Consider the following 17,581-nt stretch of genomic DNA (forward strand, 5'->3'; position numbering starts at 1 on the left):
CGGAGCACGGCTGCCGGGGAGGCAGCCGTGCCGATAGGCTTACTTGGTGACGGTAAGGCCGAGTTCCTTGCCGATCGTATCATTGAAGCCCTTGACGCAATCCGCCGAGCAGCGGGCAGCCCAGGTTGGCAGGATCTTGGTCTTGAGCGTTTCGTTGAGCAGTGCCTTGTCCGCATCCGTCGGGACGACCAGCGTCATCTTGCCTTTGACAGGCTGAGTGCAGGCGGCAGCGCCCGTGTTGCAGTCATAGCCTTCCTGGGTCTGGGCAGCCGCGGCCTTCCAGATGTCGTCCACCAGTGTATCGATATTCTCTTGCAGGAACGCCTGCACCTTCGGATCAAGCTTGTCCCAGACGCCCTGGTTGACGGCATGGATCTGCTGGTTCCAGTTGATCGGCAGGGCCAGAAGGTGGGTCGAGACCTCGTACCACTTGGCCGAGTAACCCGAGAGCGAACCGGTGATGGCGCAGTCAACGACACCGTTCTGCAGAGCCGGAACCACCTCGCCAAAGGCCATGGTCACGCTGGCGCCTCCGAAGGCTTCAACGAATTCGGCCTGCGTACGGCTGGATGTGCGGACCTTCTTGCCTTTCAGGTCGCTGAGGCTCTTGATGTCGGCATTGCAGAAGATGACCTGCGCCGGATAGGTTGAAATGCCGAGAAGTTTGACCTTGGAGCCTTCGCCGTAGAACTTTTCGTAGACGGGCTGGAAAGCCTCCGTAACCTTGCGGGCGGTGCCGACGTCCGGCGCGAGGCCCGGCAGGTCGATGGCTTCGTTGATCGGGTTGTCGCTGGCGAAATAGGACAGCGTGGCCGTGCCGAAGGGAACGACACCCTGTGACATGAGCCGCATCAGTTCCGGGCCCTTGAGGCCCATTTCGTTAAAGCCCTTGATGGTTGCCGTGACCTGTCCACCGGATTTTTCCGGAATGGTCTTGGCCCAGAACGGCTGCTCGAACTGCTGGTAGGCCGTCAGGTTGCTGAGGCCGCCGACGATCTGCAGCTGGGTTTTGGGAAGGTCCTGGGCAGCGGCTGCGCCGGCGACGAGGAATGCGGTGGCTAAGGACAGTAGTTTCATGTCGTTCCCTTTTCTTCGGTTCGATCCGTCAGGACACGAGAAAAGGCGGACGAAAGCCCGAGACGAGCAACTGCGACGAGACGACGTCCCGACAGCCTCTGACCTGATGATATCAGCCTGTTCCCATGCGTGCGATTTATATCGCTTGTGTTTCCAGGAATTAAATGCCGGGAGGCCTGGCTTGTCCAATCGTATGTTTGGAAGCAAGACATAAGAGAAGTTTATATCTCTTCGAGACTCGGCCCCGTGACGAGCACATTGCCCGCACTGTTGCGCGCGATCTGTTGTGCCATGTGGGTGATCACGCGGGCGGCATGGCTATCGGGACCATCGATCCAGCTGGAGGTGAAATGCAGGTCGTTGAGCGGCTCCGCATCCACGCTCAGAATTTCCAATTCACCCCGCTCGATTTCGGCGCCGAGAAAAACGGGGGTAATGACGGCAGTGCCGATACCGTCCAGGGCCATTTTGGCAATCATCGACAAGGAGGCGCTGCCATACATGCGCGGCGCTGGAAAGCGGTAACGCTGCAGGATGTCGCGCACCTGCCGGTAAGGTGCACTGTTGGAGCCATAGGTAATGACGGGAAGAGCGGAGATGGTTTCCAGCGAGACATTTTTGCCCGGCGCATATTGGCCCGGCTTCGCGATCCAGGCCAAGGGATATGTGCAGAGCGGCCGGTTGACGACACGCGGTTCCAGGACCGGACCCATCAGGAATGCGAGATCGATCCTGCGGCTCATCAGGTAGGATTGCAGCATTTCACTGGTATCGACCTCGATTTCGAGCGTCAGGTCCGGATAGGCCGCATGGATCTCGGCAATGAGCTTGGGCAGCCACGTCTGGACGATCGTCTCGGCAACGCCCAGATTGAGGCGCCCGCTCATGGCAGTGCTGTCGCGCGCCGCTTCGATCAGTCCGTTGCGGGCCTGTATCAACTGCTCCGCGTGCGCCAGCAGTTCCTGCCCCTTTGCGGTCAACCGCACGCCACGGGGGGCGCGGTCGAACAGCTTAACGCCGAGCGAGAGTTCGAGCGCGGCAATGCGCTGCGAGACGGCGGGCTGGGTCGTTCCGAGCTTCTCCGCTGCAGCCCGTAGGCTTCCCAGCGCGGCGGCCCAGAAGAAGGTTTCAATATTGCGCAGATCGATCATGGGTGCAGCCAACCGGAAAAGACGCTTTCCGTCTATCTGACGCTGTGACGAATGTGAAATGAAGATCGTCGCATTCGGCGTGTGCCGATCGATCCCGCATCCAGGCAAGCCCTGTCCGCCAGACTGCGTGTTCGCCGATCATGGTTGTCGTGACCCGCACCGGTCACGTGACCGTGCTGGTCGGCCTCATCAACCGTGGCCGGCCGTTGTCGAAACTCTTGCGGCCGTTCTTCCAGCCGGCCACCACCCTGGCAACCTCGCGCACCGCCGCATCCGGACCATCCGCCTCAAGCAGAACGATCGTCGCCGGGGCGCCGACGGCAAGGCCGTAGGGAGCGCGAACCTGACGCGCGGCCATTGAGCCCACCATGTCGAAGACGAGACCGATATCGTCTGTGCGCGAGAGTTGCGCCACATTGGCGTAGAGATTGGCCATGCGGATCAGGGAGGCGTCGCCGTAGGGCGTGAACGGGTTCAGCACATTGTTGGTGGCAATCGAGGTGACGACGCCGTGTCGTGCCAGAAGATGGGCCGGTGCCACGCCCCGCGGCACAAGGCGATCGAAGCCGCGACCGTTGAGAAACAGGTCGGTGGCCGGTAGCACCGTCAGCGCAATGCCGGCCTCTGCCAGTCGTCCGGCCACGGCGGCGACCTCTTCTTCCGGAAGAGCCGAAAGATTGGTCACGTGACCGATCGCGACCCGGCCCTGCCAGCCGCGGTTTTGTGTGGCCGCGATGACAGCCGGCAGGTTCGTGGCTGCCGGATCCAGGCTGAAATCCAGGTGGAAATCGACATCCACGCCGTGTTTCACGGCGAGGTCGAAAATAAGCTCGATATGGTCGGTCGGGTTTGGGTCGGTATAGGGGCATCCCCCGACAAGGTCGGCACCGTTGATCAGCGCCTGATCCAGCATGTCCCAGGTTTCGGGTTCATGGGTCAGGCCCTCCTGTGCAAAGGCGCAGATCTCGATGTCGATCGCAAAGGCATAGTCTTCCCGAAGGCGCTTGATGGCGGCGAACGACCGGAAGCCGGCGCGCGGGTCGATCTCGACAAAGGTCCGCATTCGCACCGTCCCGTGCGAGATGGCCTTTTCGACCACACTTGCGGCTCTTTCATACACATCGTCTTCTTGGAAGCTGGCCTTGGCCTCCGCTGTTTCGCGGACCGCCTCGGCGAGCGTTCCCTCGCAGATCCGGCAGCGGTCGAGAATGCAGGCCTTGTCGAGATGGATATGGGTATCGACGAAGCCCGGAAAGGCGAAGGCGCCGTGGCCGTCCACCTCCTCGATCGCTTCGCAGCGGATGGTGGGGCCGATCTCGGCAATCCGGCCTTGAGTGATGGCGATATCGACAGCCGTGCCGTGCTCCTGCGTACGGACATTGCGGATGACGAGATCGTAACGCGTGTCCATGCTCATAGGCCGATTGCTCCGCCGTCGCTGCGCGGATCGTGCGCCGCGTCGATGATGCCGCCTTCACCGATCCGGATGACGCCGGCCTGGCCGCCGAGCGGGCTCAGCGCACCGATGGGGACGGCTTCATGTCCAAGGCGCGTCAGGCCGGCAATCGTTTCGGCGCCGATATTCTCTTCGATCTTCACGTTGTCGCGGCTGTCGGAAAAGGTGCGGCCCAGCAGGAACCGCGGCCTGGTCAGCGCCGCGATTGGATCAAGCCGGTGGTCGATCAGCAGGCTCAGCAACAGGGACAGAGTTTGCGGCTGGCCATCGGCCCCTTGCGTGCCATAGACCAGATGCGGACGGCCGTCCTTCAGCGCCATGCCCGGATTGAGCGTGTAGAACGGCCGCTTGCCCGGTTGGTAACAGTTGGGACTTGCCGGATCGGTGCTGAAGGCAGCGCCGCGATTCTGCCAGAGAATGCCGGTCTCTGGGCTGACGACGCCGCTTCCCCAGTCGAAATAGATGCTCTGCAGCACGCAGGCTGCGCGGCCTTGCGAATCCACGGCCGCAAGCAGGGCTGTATCGCCTGGTTGATACGGCTGTGGCCAGGCAAGCGCGCGAGACGGATCGATCGCCGCCGCCTTGCCTGCCAGCCGGTCGGGATCGAGAAGCCAGGCAGAGGCGTTGTCCGCGAAAGCAGGATCGGCGATCAGGTGCCGGTCGAGAAAGGCCTGTTTCACCGCCTCGATCAGCGCGTGGTAGTATTCGGCGCTGTCGGGTGGGATCTTGGCCGGGGAGAGGCCGTTCAGCACACCCATGATGCCGAGTGTCGTCACCCCTTGTGTCGGCGGCGGCGGGGCGAGCAACAACGTGTCGCCGTAGGGGAGGCGGAGAGGCTCGGCGATCTGTGTCCGCGTGGCGGCGAGATCGGCGATGGTCAGGCTCGAACCGGCCTGCTGCAGATCGCCGATCATCCGGCGGGCGAGGTCTCCCTCGTAGAACTCGCGTGCGCCGTTTCGCGCAATGGCGCGAAGCGTGGCGGCAAGCGCTGGCTGATGCTGGATCCCATCCCGCCGGAAGAGATCTCGAAAACCAGGCCAGGCCTCGCTTTCCGCGGCTCGGAAATCGAACCAGAAGGTCTGCGACGGGCTGACGGGAAAACCCTGCTCGGCAACCGTAATGGCATCGGCGAGCAAAGGCGCCAGGGGCTCCGATCCGCCCCATGTCTTTGCGGAATAGGTGAGGAGGGTCTCCCAGCTATCGACAAGGCAGGCGGTGGTGAGGGTCGATCCGGCGCCGCGCACCGCAATGTCGGTCTCCGGCATCGCATTGCCGGCCGCCTGGCCGATGCCGAGAAAGGTCTTTGCATTGCCTGCGTCGTCCGAGACCATCCAGACGGCATCGCCGCCGAGGCCGCAGAAGTGCGGGTAAACCACGGCGAGGACCGAGCCCGCGGCAATGAGCGCCTCGATGGCATTGCCGCCGCGCTCCAGCACGCGCGCTCCCGCCTCGCTTGCCATCCAATGCGGCGACGTCACCATCGCTCGGGTGGAGCGGGCATTGGTGTTCGCCGTCTGTCTGCAAAAGTTCTGCATCACTTATCTGCCCCGTCATTGTCAGCGGTAGGAGCGTGCACCCCTGGCGTCACCGTGACGGGCTGCCCAGGCGGCCAGGAGCCAAGTTCGGCAATGCCGCAACGGTAGGCGGCGCGTTCGATGTGATGCACCAGCGCGCTGCAGGCAGCCTCGATCCTGCCCGCTTCCAGAGCCAGGACCACCTGCATGTGCTCGTGCGCCGTATCGGTCATCATTTCCACGATCACCATCGGCACCCACTGACTGCCCTGGATGGCCGCTTCCAGACGGTCATGCATTTCCTGTAGCAAGCGGTTGCCGCACTGATCGTAGATCATCGAATGGAAGATCGTGTCCTGTTCAGCCGCCTTGACGGAGTTGCGTTCACGTGCCGCATCCGCGAGCGCCTCGGCCGATTGGCGCAAGGCCGCCACATCGGGGGGTGAGAATCGTCGGGCGGCCATCGAGAGCGCGACCGGTTCCACGGCGCGGCGGTATTCGTAGATCTCTTTCAGCGAATAATCCGCATGAAAACGCCATCGGTCCTGCGGCGCAAAGGTCGCAGGCTCGGCAACGAAAGCGCCTCGTCCGACCTCGACCTGCAGGAGGCCCAGCGTCTCCAGCATGGAAACGGCTTCTCGCACGGATGTGCGCGAGGCGCTCAACGTGGCGGCAAGCGTCCGTTCGGAGGGGATCTTATCGCCCGGCTTCAGGCCATTCTCCACGATAACCTTCTGGATCGCTTCGGCGACGCGGACGGGAACGGAGGGCCTGATGTATCTTTCGGAAGCAACCTGCATGTATTGAAGCACCTATTCCCGCTAATTGCCTATTTTATAAACTTGCTCATTTTAAAAGCAATCCGTAAACTGGTCGGACCGGTCAGACCTACGTTTCCATCTAGGCAGCAGGCCTGTCAATGAGGGGAGAAGCGGGATTTCCGGGAAGGATTTCGACAAGGCGTCAGCTGCAAGAACGCCTCGGGGAACTGCAACGCAATTGGCGTGCCGAACAAAAAGGGGAATTGCTGAAATGTTGAAGAAAGCGCTCCGACAGGCAAGTTTTGCCGTCGCATTACCGTTCGCGCTCATGCTCGGCGCGTCGGGACACGCCTATGCAGGCGGAACGTTGCGGATCGGCATGACGGCTGCGGACATTCCACTCACCACCGGCCAGACCGATCAGGGCGGTGAAGGCCAGCGCATCATGGGCTATACCGTCTATGACTCGCTGGTGGAGTGGGATCTCGCCAGTGCCGACAAGCCCTCCGGCCTGGTGCCGGGACTGGCGACGGAATGGAAGGTGGATGAGGCCGACAAGACAAAATGGACGTTCAAGCTGCGCGAGGGCGTGACCTTCCATGACGGCGCGAAGTTCACGGCGGAGGACGTGGTCTGGAACCTCGACAAACTGCTGAAGACGGATGCGCCGCAATATGACCAGCGGCAGTCGGCGCAGGGCAAGTCGCGCATTCCGGCGGTTGCCTCCTACAAGGTCATCGACGACTACACCGTGGAAATTATCACCAAGGCTCCGGATGCGACGCTGCCCTACCAGCTGTCGTGGATCCTCATGTCGTCGCGCGCGAACTGGGAAGCCAAGGGCAAGAGCTGGGATGAGGTGGCTAAAGCGCCCTCCGGCACCGGCCCGTGGAAGCTCACGGCCTTCGTTCCGCGCGAACGCGCCGAAATGGTGCCGAACGTGGACTACTGGGACAAGGCCCGCGTGCCGAAGCTCGACAAGATGGTTCTGATCCCGCTGCCGGAGCCGAATGCGCGCTCCGCGGCTCTCATGTCCGGCCAGGTCGACTGGATCGAGGCCCCGGCGCCGGACACCATTCCCGCCATCAAGGGCGCTGGTTACACGATCGTGTCCAATGCCTATCCGCACAACTGGACCTGGCATCTGTCGCGTCTGCCCGACAGCCCCTGGAACGATATCCGCGTGCGCAAGGCGGCCAACCTCGCGATCGACCGCGAGGGGATGAAAGAACTGCTGGGCGGCCTGATGATCCCGGCCAAGGGTTTCTTCCCGCCGTCCAGCCAGTGGTTCGGCAAGCCGACCTTTGAGGTCAAGTACGATCTCGACGCGGCCAAGGCTCTGATGAAGGAAGCCGGTTACGGTCCGGACAAGCACATGAAGGTGAAAGCCCTGATCTCGCCGTCGGGTTCTGGCCAGATGCTGCCGCTGCCGATGAACGAATACATCCAGCAGAGCCTTGCCGAAATCTGGATCGACGTCGATTTCGTCGTCGTGGAGTGGAACCAGATGATCAATCTGTGGCGTGCCGGTGCAACCGATCCCGGTGTGCAGGGTGCCATGTCGATCAACTTCACCTACTTCATCCAGGATCCCTTCACCGGCCTCATTCGCCACCTTGCCAGCGAACTGAAGGCGCCGAACGGCACCAACTGGGGCCATTACAGCGATCCGGAGATGGACAAGCTGTTTTCCGAGATCAAGAACACCTTCGATCCGGAAAAGCAGGACGAAGTCATGCGCCGCACCCACGAGAAGTTCGTCAACGATGCGCTTTTCCTGATGGTCACGCATGATGTTGCGCCGCGTGCCATGAGCACCAAGGTGAAGGGCTATGTCCAGGCGCAGAACTGGTTCCAGAACTTCTCCAGCATCACCATGGAATGATGTTTCGGCGGGGCCGCTCCGTGCGGGCGGCCCCTCTCCGGCAGAAAGGCGCCGCGTTGCCTTTTTCTCCACCGGCCACCCACGACGGCTTTGCGCTGACGTGAATTGTCACCCGTTTCCATAGGCGCGCCGATGCTGATCTATTTTCTCCGTCGTTTGCTGTATGTCTGTCCCGTTGCGCTCGGGGTCAGCATCATCTGTTTTCTGCTGGTGCACATCGCCCCTGGCGATCCGCTGACCGCCGTCATGGCGGTGGATGCCACGGCACAGGAACAGGCGGCCATGCGGGCAGCCTATGGCCTCGACAAGCCGCTTCCCACACAATACGTCATCTGGCTCGGCAAGGCCGTTCAGGGCGATCTCGGCAAATCGATTGCAAGCGGCCGCCCGGTTGCCGACGAAGTGGTCAGGGCCGTGCAGAACTCCCTGCTCCTCGCCTTTGCCGCGAGTCTGCTTGCCTTTCCCATCGGCACGGCCCTCGGTTTCCTCGCCGGCTACTTTCGCGACAGCTGGATCGACCGCCTGGTGATGAGCGTCGCGATCGCCGGCGTCTCGCTTCCCAATTACTGGCTCGGCATCGTGCTGGTCATCATCTTTTCCGTCACGCTCGGCTGGCTTCCGGCCATGGGCGCCGGCGCGGGCGACTGGGCCTGGGACCTCGAACACCTGAGCCACCTGGTGCTGCCGGCAATCACGCTGGCTGTCGTACCGATCGGCATTGTTGCACGCACCATGCGCGCGCTGGTCGGCGAGATTTATTCGATGGATTTCGTTCAGGCGCTCTATGCCAAGGGTCTAGAGCCGCTCGACGTGCTCCGCCATGTCATTCGCAATGTGGCACCCACGGGTCTCTCCGTCATGGGGATCCAGCTCGGTTACCTGCTGGGCGGCTCGATCCTCATCGAGACGGTCTTCAACTGGCCGGGCACCGGCTTTCTGCTGTCCAACGCAATCTTCCAGCGGGACCTGCCACTGCTGCAAGGCACTATTCTCGTTCTGGCGCTGTTCTTCGTCACCCTGAACCTCGCCGTCGATGTGGCGCAGGCCGCGATCGACCCGCGCATCAAGAGGAGCTGACCCATGGCGATGATTTCGATCCCGGCCGCGGTTGCGGCCCCTGCCGAACGGCGCCGGGGATACTGGAGCAGCGTCGTGCGACGCTTCCTGCGCGATCCCGTGGCGGTCGTGTGTGCGGTTGTCATCCTGTTGCTGATCCTGGCGGCGATCTTTGCGCCCTATCTCGATCTGGCCGACCCTTACAAGGGCAGCATGATCAAGCGGCTAAGGCCGATCGGCACGGAAGGTTTTCCGCTCGGCACCGACGAGCAGGGCCGCGACATGCTGGCCCGTCTGATCTATGGCGGGCGGCTGACGCTCTATGTCGGGCTGGTGCCGGTGGTGCTCGCCTTCTTCATCGGCACGGCGCTGGGTGTCACGGCAGGCTATGCCGGCGGCTTCGTCAACACGCTGATCATGCGCGTCGTCGATATCTTCTTTGCCTTTCCCTCGGTGCTGCTGGCCATTGCGATTTCCGGTGCGCTCGGAGCCGGGATCGTCAACTCGCTCGTCTCGCTCACCATCGTCTTCATCCCGCCCATCACCCGCGTGGCCGAAAGCGTCACCTCCAGCGTGCGCGCGCTGGATTATGTGGACGCGGCGCGCGCCTCCGGGGCAGGGGCGTTCACCATCGTGCGCGTGCATGTCTTAGGCAATGTGCTGGGGCCTGTCTTTGTCTATGCCACGAGCCTCACCAGCGTCTGTATGATTCTCGCCGCCGGCCTGTCCTTCCTCGGCATCGGCGTCAAGCCGCCCGAGCCCGAATGGGGGCTGATGCTCAACACGCTGCGCACGGCCATCTACGTCAACCCGGTGATCGCCGCCTTGCCGGGGATCATGATTTTCATCACCTCGCTCTGTTTGAACCTGCTGAGCGACGGCCTGAGGAGTGCCATGAATGTCAAGGATTGACCCACACCATGACAATCGCGACCGTGGCGGCCCCGCACAGCCGCTCATCCTGGCGCAGGGCCTGAAAAAGCACTTCCCCATCCGCTCCGGTCTGCTGAACCGCAAGACTGCGACGGTTCATGCGGTCGATGGCGTTTCCTTCGAGGTGCGCAAGGGCGAGACGCTGGGGATCGTCGGAGAATCCGGCTGCGGCAAATCCACCACCGCGCGCTTGCTGATCGGGCTGATCGAACTGGATGACGGCACGATCGTCTTCGACGGGGACGCGCTGGGGTCCGACCTGTCGCTGAAGGAGATGCGCAAGTCGGTCCAGATGGTGTTTCAGGACAGCTACGCCTCGCTCAACCCACGGCTCACCATCGAGGAATCGGTCGCCTTCGGTCCAAAGGTCCAGGGCCTGTCGGACCCGGTGAAGCGGGCGCGGGATCTTCTGGCGCGCGTCGGGCTGGAGCCGGGACGATTTGCCCAGCGCTATCCGCACGAACTGTCGGGTGGGCAGCGCCAGCGCGTCAACATTGCCCGGGCGCTGGCCATGTCGCCGCGCCTCGTCATTCTGGACGAGGCGGTTTCGGCGCTCGACAAATCGGTCGAGGCACAGGTGCTCAATCTTCTTGCCGACCTCAAGGAAGAGTTCGGCCTCACCTATGTCTTCATCTCGCACGATCTCAACGTCGTCCGCTTCGTCTCCGACCGGGTGATGGTGATGTATCTGGGCGAGGTGGTGGAGGTCGGCCCCGTTGAGGCGATCTATGCGCGCCAGGCGCATCCCTATACCGCCTCGTTGTTCTCCGCCATGCCCTCTATGGATCCGGACAACCGAACGCTGGAGCCGCCGCTTGCGGGCGACCCGCCGAACCCGGTCAACCCACCCTCCGGCTGCCGTTTCCACACGCGTTGCCGGTTTGCCGAAGCCATCTGCTCGGAGAACAAGCCGCGCCTCGATGTCTTCAGCCCTGATCGCGACCATCTGGCAGCGTGCCACATGCGCGTTCCCCATTCCGGTCACAGCCTTGCGGATGCGGAGGTGATGGCATGACACCGTCTCCACTTTTGAAGATCAAGGATCTGAACGTCCGTTTCCATGGCGAGCGCACCGTGCATGCGATCAACGGGCTGAACCTCACACTGGGCCATGGCGAGATGCTGGGCCTGCTCGGCGAGTCCGGCTCCGGCAAGAGCGTCACCCTGAAGACGCTCCTCAGGCTTCTGCCGCCCAAGAGAACCAGGATCGACGGTTCCATCGAGGTGAACGGAACCGACATCATGACCCTGAGCGGCAAACAGTTGTCGCGCTATCGCGGCGGGGATGTCTCCATGGTGTTCCAGGAGCCGGCGCTTGCACTTGATCCGGTCTACACCGTTGGTGACCAGATTGCCGAGACGGTCATGCGGCACCGGGGGATCGGCCGGCGTGAGGCGATGGACGTTGCGCTGGATATGTTGATGAAGGTGCGCATCCCTTCGCCTGAGCGGCGGCTGAAGAATTACCCGCACGAGATGTCGGGCGGCATGCGGCAGCGCGCCATGATCGCGCTCGCGCTTTCCTGCCGGCCGAAACTCCTCCTGGCGGATGAGCCGACGACGGCGCTCGATGCCACGGTCCAGATCCAGATCCTGCTCCTGCTGCGCGAACTCCAAAAGGAATTCGGCATGAGCATCATCTTCGTCACGCACGACATCGGCGTTGCAGTGGAGATCGCCGACCGGGTTGCTGTGATGTACGCAGGCAATATTGTCGAGGAGGGGTCGATCCACGACATTATCCGCGATCCCCGCCATCCCTATACGCGCGGGCTCCTGTCGGCCAATCTGCATGATGTGGCACGGGGCACGCGGCTCGAAGCCATTCCCGGGGCGCCGCCGGCGCTGGATGTCAAGCCGGCCTCCTGCCAGTTCGCACCGCGCTGTGCCCATGTCATGCCCGCCTGCACCAGCGCCTTGCCGCCCTTCGTTACACCCGGAGCGGGACGGCGTGTCGCCTGTCTCCTGGAACGCCAACAAGAACTGGCCTGAGGTTCTGGAATGCTGCTTGACGATGATCCCGTGCGCGCCTTCATGCCGCATCCGCCGGTGGCGGTGAGCCATGCGGAGGAGGGGCCGCTGTCCGGACTGACGCTTGCCGTCAAGGACCTGTTCGATGTCGCCGGCTACCGGACGGGCTGCGGCTGTCCGATGAAGCTAGCCGCAAGCGACGTGCGCACAACCCATGCACAGGCCGTCGAGCGCCTCCTGTCAGCCGGCGCACGGTTTGTGGGCAAGACCCATACGGATGAGCTTGCCTGGTCGATGTTCGGGATGAACGCCCATTTCGGCACGCCGATCAACCCGGCGGCTCCCGATCGCATTCCCGGTGGCTCCTCGTCCGGATCAGCGGCTGCCGTGGCGGCGGGACTTGCCGATATCGCGCTCGGCACCGATACCGGCGGTTCGGTGCGGGCGCCGGCCAGCTTCTGCGGCATCTGGGGGCTTCGCCCGACCCATGGACGAATCTCACTTGACGGCTGCATGGAGCTTTGCGCCAGCTTCGACACCTGCGGCTTCTTCGCCCGTGACGGTAGAACCTTGTTGCGGGTGGCTGAGGTTTTGATGGCGGAGGATCAGGCGCCACTTGCACAGCAGATCCGCTTGCTGAGACCTCTCGATATGATCGAGCGGTTGGGCACGGAACAGCAGGCCGTTTATGAACGGGCTTTTGCGGGCATTGCGACCCAATCCGCGTCGATCTATCCGGATACCGGGGCAGACACGCTGTACCAGACCTATCGGGTCCTGCAGGGACGGGACGCGCAGCGGTCCGTCGTGCCGTTCATCGCCGCAAGCGGCATGCCGTTGGCGACCGGCATTGACGGCCGTTACGAGCATGCACGGTCGCTGACGCAGGCCGATCAGGTGCCCGCAGAGGCGGTCCGGACCGCTTTCCGCGACAAGATTGAGGGGCTGCTGGCTGGAGATGGCGTGCTTCTGGCCCCCGTGGTTCCCGATGTGCCGTTCAAACTCGATCTGCCGACCGAGGCCCAGGATGCCTACCGACACGAAGCGATGCGGCTTCTGTGCGTCGCGGGCCTTGCCGGCCTGCCGCAGGTGGTCATGCCCGCGGGCCGCGTCGATGGAGCTCCCTTCGGCGTGTCCCTGATCGGACCGCGCGGCTCCGACCTGTCTTTGATCGCGCTTGCGCGCCGGCTGACGGAGCCGAGGGGATGAGGTCTTCTCAGGCGCCTCTCGCAATGCGTCTCGCCATCAGTCGGGCCGCCGCCGGCACAGGCTCAATGATGACAAGGTCCTGTTTGCCGACAAGCTTCGAGGCCGCTTTCGCCAAGGGTCCGCCGCCAATGATGACCGCTTCGGCTCCGGCCGTCTTCGCCTCCAGCACCGCCTCTGCCAGGAGTTCGACAAGCCAGGCCGGATTGCGGACGGCTGCGAAGGGGTCGGCTTTGGTGAAGAAGCTGCCAAGGAAATTCGCGCTCATCCCGGAGGCGTCAACCGCGGAGCGAATGGCGCCTTCGAGCGCGGGGGTCGTCGTGGCAACTGCAAAACGCCGCCCCTCCGCCCCCGCTTCGATAAAGCTCGCCTCACCGATGCCGCAGACGGAAATGCCTTTGTCTCGGAGGATCGCTTTGGCCCGCACTTGGGCGAGCCCCGGATCACCGAAGGCGGCGATGATGATCCCTTGGATCGGGGCGCCAGCGTCCAACAGTTCGTCGAGCATTGCAACGACGGCATCCGCGCTCTGCGCGAGGGATGACGGCTCGACGATCATCGGCACGCCGAAGGGCGCTGTCCTGCCTGTCACGCGAAGACCTTCGGCCGAAGCCAGCTCGGCCATGGCTTTGGTCGTGTCGGGATTGGTATTCGGATTGAAGAGATAGATCGACATGCGCTGCGCGCCCCGCGCGATCTGATGGTAAAAACAGGAGTTTCGCTACCATGACCCCATCAGCCATTCAAGTTGAAGAGAGGTTGGCAAGCCTCGGACTTGAGCTGCCGCAATCCTCCCCGTCGCGCGCCAATTTCCTTCCCTACAAGCGAAGCGGCAATCTGCTGTTTCTGGCGGGTCAGATCTGCGAATGGAATGGCAGGCCGCAGTATTTCGGGCCGGTGCCGGACGGGTTCGATCTGGAGGAGGCCAAGGCCGCGGCGCGGATGTGCGCGCTCAATCTGCTTTTCAACATCAAGGCAGCAACGGGCTCGCTGGATAATGTCACGAGTATCCTCCGCCTCGGCGCCTTCGTGTCGGCACCGGCCGGGTTCGCCGATGGTCCGAAAATCGCCGATGGCGCGTCCGAACTGTTCATCGCCCTTTACGGCGAGGCGGGCCGGCATGCCCGCACCGCCGTCTGCGTCTCCAGCCTTCCCGCGAACGCGCTGGTGGAGGTGGATGCGATCGTTGAACTGGCGTAGCGCCGACGTTCACGGTTGCCATCGCCGTTACCGGCGACGGGCCATGGCATAGGCGACTGTCGCACCGGCAGCGAGCGCTGCAAGAAATGTGACCGCCGCAGTCCTTTGCTGCGGAGAGCGAAGTCCTCCATCGATACCGCCGGGGTCGGTGGAAGGGGCAAACAGGTTGCCGTTGCTGATCGCCACGGGATCTGCCCGGCGGAAATAGCTGCGCATCACCATCGCCATCAGGCTTGCAGTTAGATTGGGCGCTGCCAGGTGGCTGAGGCGCAAAAGGTTGGTGACGGCACCAATCGTCACCGTGTCGCGCGGTCTCTCCGCCGTGGCAACGATGGCTTCAGCGACGCGTCGCGCATCATAAACGGGCGGCGGCGCGCTGACCTTGCGACCGGTAAAGTTGGCGCCATGCCTGAGACCGGGCGTATCCAGAAAGGCTGGATAGATGTCACAGATGTGAATGCGCGGCTGGTCGGAAAGCTCGGCCCGCAGGGCTTCCGTAAAACCTTTCAGGCCGAACTTGCTCGCGCTGTAGGCCGCGGCGAAGGGTGCCGCTGCGAAGCCGCCAAGGGAGATCATGTTGATGAATGTGCCGCGTTTCTGGCGCAGGAAAATCGGCAGGACGGCATGCGCGTCGTTCATGTGTCCGATCAGGTTGGTGCGCACCACCTGTTCATGCGCGCTCATAGGTGTTTCCGTGAAGCTGCCGACAGCACCGACGCCGACGTTGGAGACCCAGACATCGATGCCGCCGAGCGCAAAGGCCTGGGAGGCCACGTGCCGGACCGCGTCGATATCCGTCACGTCTGCGCTTGCGACATGAGCTTCGGCGCCCAGGTCGCGACAGGCGGCTGCCACGTGCTCCAAGGCGTCACGGTTGCGGGCTGAGAGGACGAGGCGGGCTTTGCGACGGGCAAAGGCATAGGCAGTCGCCTCGCCGACCCCGCTCGACGCGCCGGTGATGACCACCACGCGTCCGGTCAAATCCAGGGTCATGTGGAATGTCCTTCGCTACGGGTGGTTATTCTTTCGGTGCGGTGTCCTTCTTCGAGGACGCATCATCCCTTGATGTGCGGTTGTCCTCGGCCAGTTTTTTGTCCTGGCGCTGAAGCTCCCGTTCGACGGTGCCCCGATCGCCTTCGGCCTGTTCCATCTCCGACATGTGGTTCTTCGGTTCCATCGTCTTGCTCCCTGATGATGTCAAACAGCGAACAGACTGTGGTTCCGATTGTTCCGAGACGGGTCTGCGTCAGGGCGCAGCCTGGTCCGCTTGGCCGGGGGCCAGCGATTTCTGGATACGGCTGCGGCCGACATCGATCACGTGGCGCATCGCGGCAACCGCCTTGTCCGGGTCACGGGAGGCAATCGCATGGGCGATCCTGAGGTGATTGCCGGCGATTTCCTCGATCATGTCGGGCGAGGATGCTGGAGACGAGAGCTGGAAGGCGATGGAGAGCGCCGCTTCGATCAGCGCGCTTGCCGAATGCATGAACGGATTGCCGGACATTCTGGCGATGGCGAGATGGAATTCCAGGTCCACCTTGGCGATGGTCTCCGGCGTGTGCGACGGGTCGTCGAATTTTGCAGCGATGGCATACAGAGAGACGATGTCGTCGGCTGTCGCCCTGCGGGCAGCGGCAGCGGCGGCGGCCGGTTCAAGGGCGGTGCGCATTTCCGCCAGATGCTCGATGAAGGTCAAATCGATCCCGGTGTCGCAGCGCCATCCAAGGACATCCGGATCGAAGAAATTCCAGTTGGCACTCGGCAGCACGCGGGTGCCGACCTTGGCCTTCGGTTCGATCAGCCGCTTGGCGGCAAGTGTCTTCATCGCCTCGCGCAGCACCGTGCGAGACACTGCGAATCGCTGCGACAATTCCGCATCGCCTGGCAGGATGGAGCCTTCCGGGATTGCTCCGGAGACAATGGCGTGGCCGAGTTCCGCCACCACATGGGCGTGGCTGCTGCCGCGCTTCTTCCCCGTTATCGCCGTTTCTAGAAGCCCCACCAGTCTTTCTCCCGCATTATCCTGTGCGCCATCCACGCCAATCCGCACCTGCGCCACTTGGAATTCCTCATCCCTTTCGCGCAAACTGCACAGATCGCCTCTCCCGCGCTAGACATATAATAATATTAATCGCCCCTCAAAGCCCTTTTCAGAAATTGCGCATCTGGAAATACTATTCATTATTCAAACGATTGAATGCCCAAGGTTTAGGCACGCATTCCACGCTGTGGAACAAAACCGGCAGCATGCGAATATGAAATTGGCAGCTTGACAACGAGGCCCCAGGTTAAATAGTCATATTAATAAAGGTGCACAGCGCCTGGAGGAGTCTGCGGTGACGCCGCAGTGATGAGATTCAAGGGCAGGCTTTAGAACATGTTGAGACTTCTGCAGGTGGCCGTCGACGGGCAGGTGCGCGTTGTTGCGTGGGATGGCGAGAATGACGCCCATGTCGTTGAGGGTGTGTCATCGACCTACGATCTGGCGATGAAGGCGATCGCCGAGAAGAAGAGCTTCGCAGACTTCATCGAAACCCAGGCCAAGGGTCCGGTGGTCGATCTTAAGGCCGCGCAGAACGAAGGCCGTCTCGGTCTCCCGGTCGCGCATCCGGATCCGGCCCACTTCATCGTCGCCGGTACGGGGCTCACCCACCTTGGTTCGGCCGATGGTCGCGACAAGATGCACAAGGCCGCGCAGTCCACCGAAAAGCCGACCGATTCCATGCGCATGTTCCTCATGGGCGTCGAAGGCGGCAAGCCGAAGGCTGGCGAGGCCGGCGTGCAGCCGGAATGGTTCTACAAGGGCGACGGCTCGCAGCTGAAGGCCACCGGTGAAGATCTCGAGTCGCCGGCGTTTGCGCTGGACGGCGGCGAAGAGCCGGAGCTGGCCGCGATCTACATGATCGGCCCGGACAGCATGCCGTATCGCCTCGGTTTCTGTCTCGCCAACGAGTTCTCCGATCACGTGACGGAGAAGGGCAACTATCTCTGGCTGGCCCACTCGAAACTGCGCCAGGCATCGCTTGGGGCGGAACTTCTGGTCGGCGAACTGCCGCAGCATGTGGAAGGCACGTCGCTGATCCGGCGCGGCGATCAGGTGATCTTCGAGAAGCCCTTCCTCTCCGGCGAAGCGAACATGTCGCACACCATCGCCAATCTTGAACATCATAATTTCAAGTATGATCTCTTCCGCCGCCCGGGCGACCTGCATGTGCATTTCTTCGGCACGGCGACCTTGTCCTTCTCGGAAGGCATCAAGACCGAGGCCGGCGACCAGTTCGAAATCTCCGCAGCGCCCTTCAAGTTGACGCTCGTCAACCGCCTGGCCATCGCCGACGAGGCGCCGGTCACGATCCGCGCGCTGTAAGGAG

General features: G+C 62.7%; 17 protein-coding genes. 8 read left to right on the top strand and 9 right to left on the bottom strand.

The window, feature by feature from the left end; genetic code table 11:
- Positions 1 to 39 precede the first annotated feature (39 nt).
- The 5 genes from G6N78_RS22595 to G6N78_RS22615 form a co-directional block, all read right to left on the bottom strand.
- The gene (locus G6N78_RS22595) at positions 40 to 1,077 is read right to left on the bottom strand and encodes a TRAP transporter substrate-binding protein (protein WP_165224227.1); all 1,038 of its coding nucleotides are present in this window, start codon (positions 1,075 to 1,077) and stop codon (positions 40 to 42) included.
- A gap of 221 nt (positions 1,078 to 1,298) precedes the next feature.
- A complete protein-coding gene (locus G6N78_RS22600) occupies positions 1,299 to 2,228 on the bottom strand; it encodes a LysR family transcriptional regulator (protein WP_165224229.1) in 930 nt (309 codons plus the stop codon).
- 163 nt (positions 2,229 to 2,391) lie between these two features.
- Positions 2,392 to 3,645 carry an amidohydrolase family protein gene (locus G6N78_RS22605; RefSeq protein WP_165224231.1) on the bottom strand — a complete coding sequence of 418 codons (1,254 nt, stop codon included), beginning with the start codon at positions 3,643 to 3,645 and terminating at the stop codon, positions 2,392 to 2,394.
- The gene (locus G6N78_RS22610) at positions 3,642 to 5,219 is read right to left on the bottom strand and encodes a gamma-glutamyltransferase family protein (RefSeq protein ID WP_234906019.1); all 1,578 of its coding nucleotides are present in this window, start codon (positions 5,217 to 5,219) and stop codon (positions 3,642 to 3,644) included. Before G6N78_RS22610 ends, G6N78_RS22605 begins: the two co-directional genes overlap by 4 nt.
- Complete coding sequence (locus tag G6N78_RS22615) at positions 5,219 to 5,998, bottom strand: FadR/GntR family transcriptional regulator (protein ID WP_165224233.1); 780 nt, start codon at positions 5,996 to 5,998, stop codon at positions 5,219 to 5,221. The genes G6N78_RS22610 and G6N78_RS22615 overlap by 1 nt, the downstream gene beginning before the upstream one ends.
- A 232-nt stretch (positions 5,999 to 6,230) precedes the next feature.
- On the opposite strand from G6N78_RS22615, the gene G6N78_RS22620 reads away from it, so the two are divergent.
- The 6 genes from G6N78_RS22620 (at position 6,231) to G6N78_RS22645 (ending at position 13,013) form a co-directional block, all read left to right on the top strand.
- Positions 6,231 to 7,844, top strand: a complete 1,614-nt coding sequence (locus tag G6N78_RS22620; protein WP_165224235.1) for an ABC transporter substrate-binding protein — start codon at positions 6,231 to 6,233, stop codon at positions 7,842 to 7,844.
- Between the two features lie 132 nt (positions 7,845 to 7,976).
- Complete coding sequence (locus G6N78_RS22625) at positions 7,977 to 8,921, top strand: ABC transporter permease (protein WP_165224237.1); 945 nt, start codon at positions 7,977 to 7,979, stop codon at positions 8,919 to 8,921.
- 3 nt (positions 8,922 to 8,924) lie between these two features.
- Positions 8,925 to 9,812, top strand: a complete 888-nt coding sequence (locus G6N78_RS22630) for an ABC transporter permease (protein WP_165224239.1) — start codon at positions 8,925 to 8,927, stop codon at positions 9,810 to 9,812.
- Positions 9,799 to 10,848: an ABC transporter ATP-binding protein gene (locus G6N78_RS22635; protein ID WP_165224241.1), complete on the top strand. Its 1,050-nt coding sequence runs from the start codon at positions 9,799 to 9,801 to the stop codon at positions 10,846 to 10,848. The genes G6N78_RS22630 and G6N78_RS22635 overlap by 14 nt, the downstream gene beginning before the upstream one ends.
- Positions 10,845 to 11,825: an ABC transporter ATP-binding protein gene (locus G6N78_RS22640; RefSeq protein ID WP_165224243.1), complete on the top strand. Its 981-nt coding sequence runs from the start codon at positions 10,845 to 10,847 to the stop codon at positions 11,823 to 11,825. Before G6N78_RS22635 ends, G6N78_RS22640 begins: the two co-directional genes overlap by 4 nt.
- A 9-nt stretch (positions 11,826 to 11,834) precedes the next feature.
- Entirely contained in the window at positions 11,835 to 13,013 is a 1,179-nt protein-coding gene (locus G6N78_RS22645; RefSeq protein WP_165224245.1) for an amidase, read from the top strand.
- A 7-nt stretch (positions 13,014 to 13,020) separates the two neighbouring features.
- On the opposite strand, the gene G6N78_RS22650 is transcribed toward G6N78_RS22645, so the two are convergent.
- Positions 13,021 to 13,686 carry an aspartate/glutamate racemase family protein gene (locus G6N78_RS22650; RefSeq protein WP_165224247.1) on the bottom strand — a complete coding sequence of 222 codons (666 nt, stop codon included), beginning with the start codon at positions 13,684 to 13,686 and terminating at the stop codon, positions 13,021 to 13,023.
- Positions 13,687 to 13,736: 50 nt separating this feature from the next.
- On the opposite strand from G6N78_RS22650, the gene G6N78_RS22655 reads away from it, so the two are divergent.
- A complete protein-coding gene (locus tag G6N78_RS22655; protein WP_165224249.1) occupies positions 13,737 to 14,210 on the top strand; it encodes a RidA family protein in 474 nt (157 codons plus the stop codon).
- A gap of 27 nt (positions 14,211 to 14,237) precedes the next feature.
- On the opposite strand, the gene G6N78_RS22660 is transcribed toward G6N78_RS22655, so the two are convergent.
- From G6N78_RS22660 to G6N78_RS22670, 3 genes are all read right to left on the bottom strand, one after another.
- Complete coding sequence (locus G6N78_RS22660) at positions 14,238 to 15,203, bottom strand: SDR family oxidoreductase (RefSeq protein WP_165224252.1); 966 nt, start codon at positions 15,201 to 15,203, stop codon at positions 14,238 to 14,240.
- Between the two features lie 25 nt (positions 15,204 to 15,228).
- Positions 15,229 to 15,369, bottom strand: coding sequence for a hypothetical protein (locus G6N78_RS22665; RefSeq protein ID WP_165224255.1), 141 nt, complete (start codon positions 15,367 to 15,369; stop codon positions 15,229 to 15,231).
- Between the two features lie 87 nt (positions 15,370 to 15,456).
- Positions 15,457 to 16,212 carry a FadR/GntR family transcriptional regulator gene (locus G6N78_RS22670; protein ID WP_165225413.1) on the bottom strand — a complete coding sequence of 252 codons (756 nt, stop codon included), beginning with the start codon at positions 16,210 to 16,212 and terminating at the stop codon, positions 15,457 to 15,459.
- Positions 16,213 to 16,587: 375 nt separating this feature from the next.
- Between G6N78_RS22670 and araD1 the strand changes: the two genes are divergently transcribed.
- Positions 16,588 to 17,577, top strand: a complete 990-nt coding sequence (gene araD1, locus G6N78_RS22675) for an AraD1 family protein (RefSeq protein ID WP_165224258.1) — start codon at positions 16,588 to 16,590, stop codon at positions 17,575 to 17,577.
- Positions 17,578 to 17,581 lie beyond the last annotated feature (4 nt).

Source organism: Allorhizobium pseudoryzae (assembly GCF_011046245.1).
Classification (GTDB): Bacteria; Pseudomonadota; Alphaproteobacteria; order Rhizobiales; family Rhizobiaceae; genus Neorhizobium; species Neorhizobium pseudoryzae.

Excerpts from the sequence above, each read along its gene's own strand:
- G6N78_RS22595 (WP_165224227.1), bottom strand. The coding sequence starts at position 1,077 with ATGAAACTACTGTCCTTAGCCACCGCATTCCTCGTCGCCGGCGCAGCC.
- G6N78_RS22600 (WP_165224229.1), bottom strand. The coding sequence starts at position 2,228 with ATGATCGATCTGCGCAATATTGAAACCTTCTTCTGGGCCGCCGCGCTG.
- G6N78_RS22605 (WP_165224231.1), bottom strand. The coding sequence starts at position 3,645 with ATGAGCATGGACACGCGTTACGATCTCGTCATCCGCAATGTCCGTACG.
- G6N78_RS22610 (WP_234906019.1), bottom strand. The coding sequence starts at position 5,219 with ATGCAGAACTTTTGCAGACAGACGGCGAACACCAATGCCCGCTCCACC.
- G6N78_RS22615 (WP_165224233.1), bottom strand. The coding sequence starts at position 5,998 with ATGCAGGTTGCTTCCGAAAGATACATCAGGCCCTCCGTTCCCGTCCGC.
- G6N78_RS22620 (WP_165224235.1), top strand. The coding sequence starts at position 6,231 with ATGTTGAAGAAAGCGCTCCGACAGGCAAGTTTTGCCGTCGCATTACCG.
- G6N78_RS22625 (WP_165224237.1), top strand. The coding sequence starts at position 7,977 with ATGCTGATCTATTTTCTCCGTCGTTTGCTGTATGTCTGTCCCGTTGCG.
- G6N78_RS22630 (WP_165224239.1), top strand. The coding sequence starts at position 8,925 with ATGGCGATGATTTCGATCCCGGCCGCGGTTGCGGCCCCTGCCGAACGG.
- G6N78_RS22635 (WP_165224241.1), top strand. The coding sequence starts at position 9,799 with ATGTCAAGGATTGACCCACACCATGACAATCGCGACCGTGGCGGCCCC.
- G6N78_RS22640 (WP_165224243.1), top strand. The coding sequence starts at position 10,845 with ATGACACCGTCTCCACTTTTGAAGATCAAGGATCTGAACGTCCGTTTC.
- G6N78_RS22645 (WP_165224245.1), top strand. The coding sequence starts at position 11,835 with ATGCTGCTTGACGATGATCCCGTGCGCGCCTTCATGCCGCATCCGCCG.
- G6N78_RS22650 (WP_165224247.1), bottom strand. The coding sequence starts at position 13,686 with ATGTCGATCTATCTCTTCAATCCGAATACCAATCCCGACACGACCAAA.
- G6N78_RS22655 (WP_165224249.1), top strand. The coding sequence starts at position 13,737 with ATGACCCCATCAGCCATTCAAGTTGAAGAGAGGTTGGCAAGCCTCGGA.
- G6N78_RS22660 (WP_165224252.1), bottom strand. The coding sequence starts at position 15,203 with ATGACCCTGGATTTGACCGGACGCGTGGTGGTCATCACCGGCGCGTCG.
- G6N78_RS22665 (WP_165224255.1), bottom strand. The coding sequence starts at position 15,369 with ATGTCGGAGATGGAACAGGCCGAAGGCGATCGGGGCACCGTCGAACGG.
- araD1 (WP_165224258.1), top strand. The coding sequence starts at position 16,588 with ATGTTGAGACTTCTGCAGGTGGCCGTCGACGGGCAGGTGCGCGTTGTT.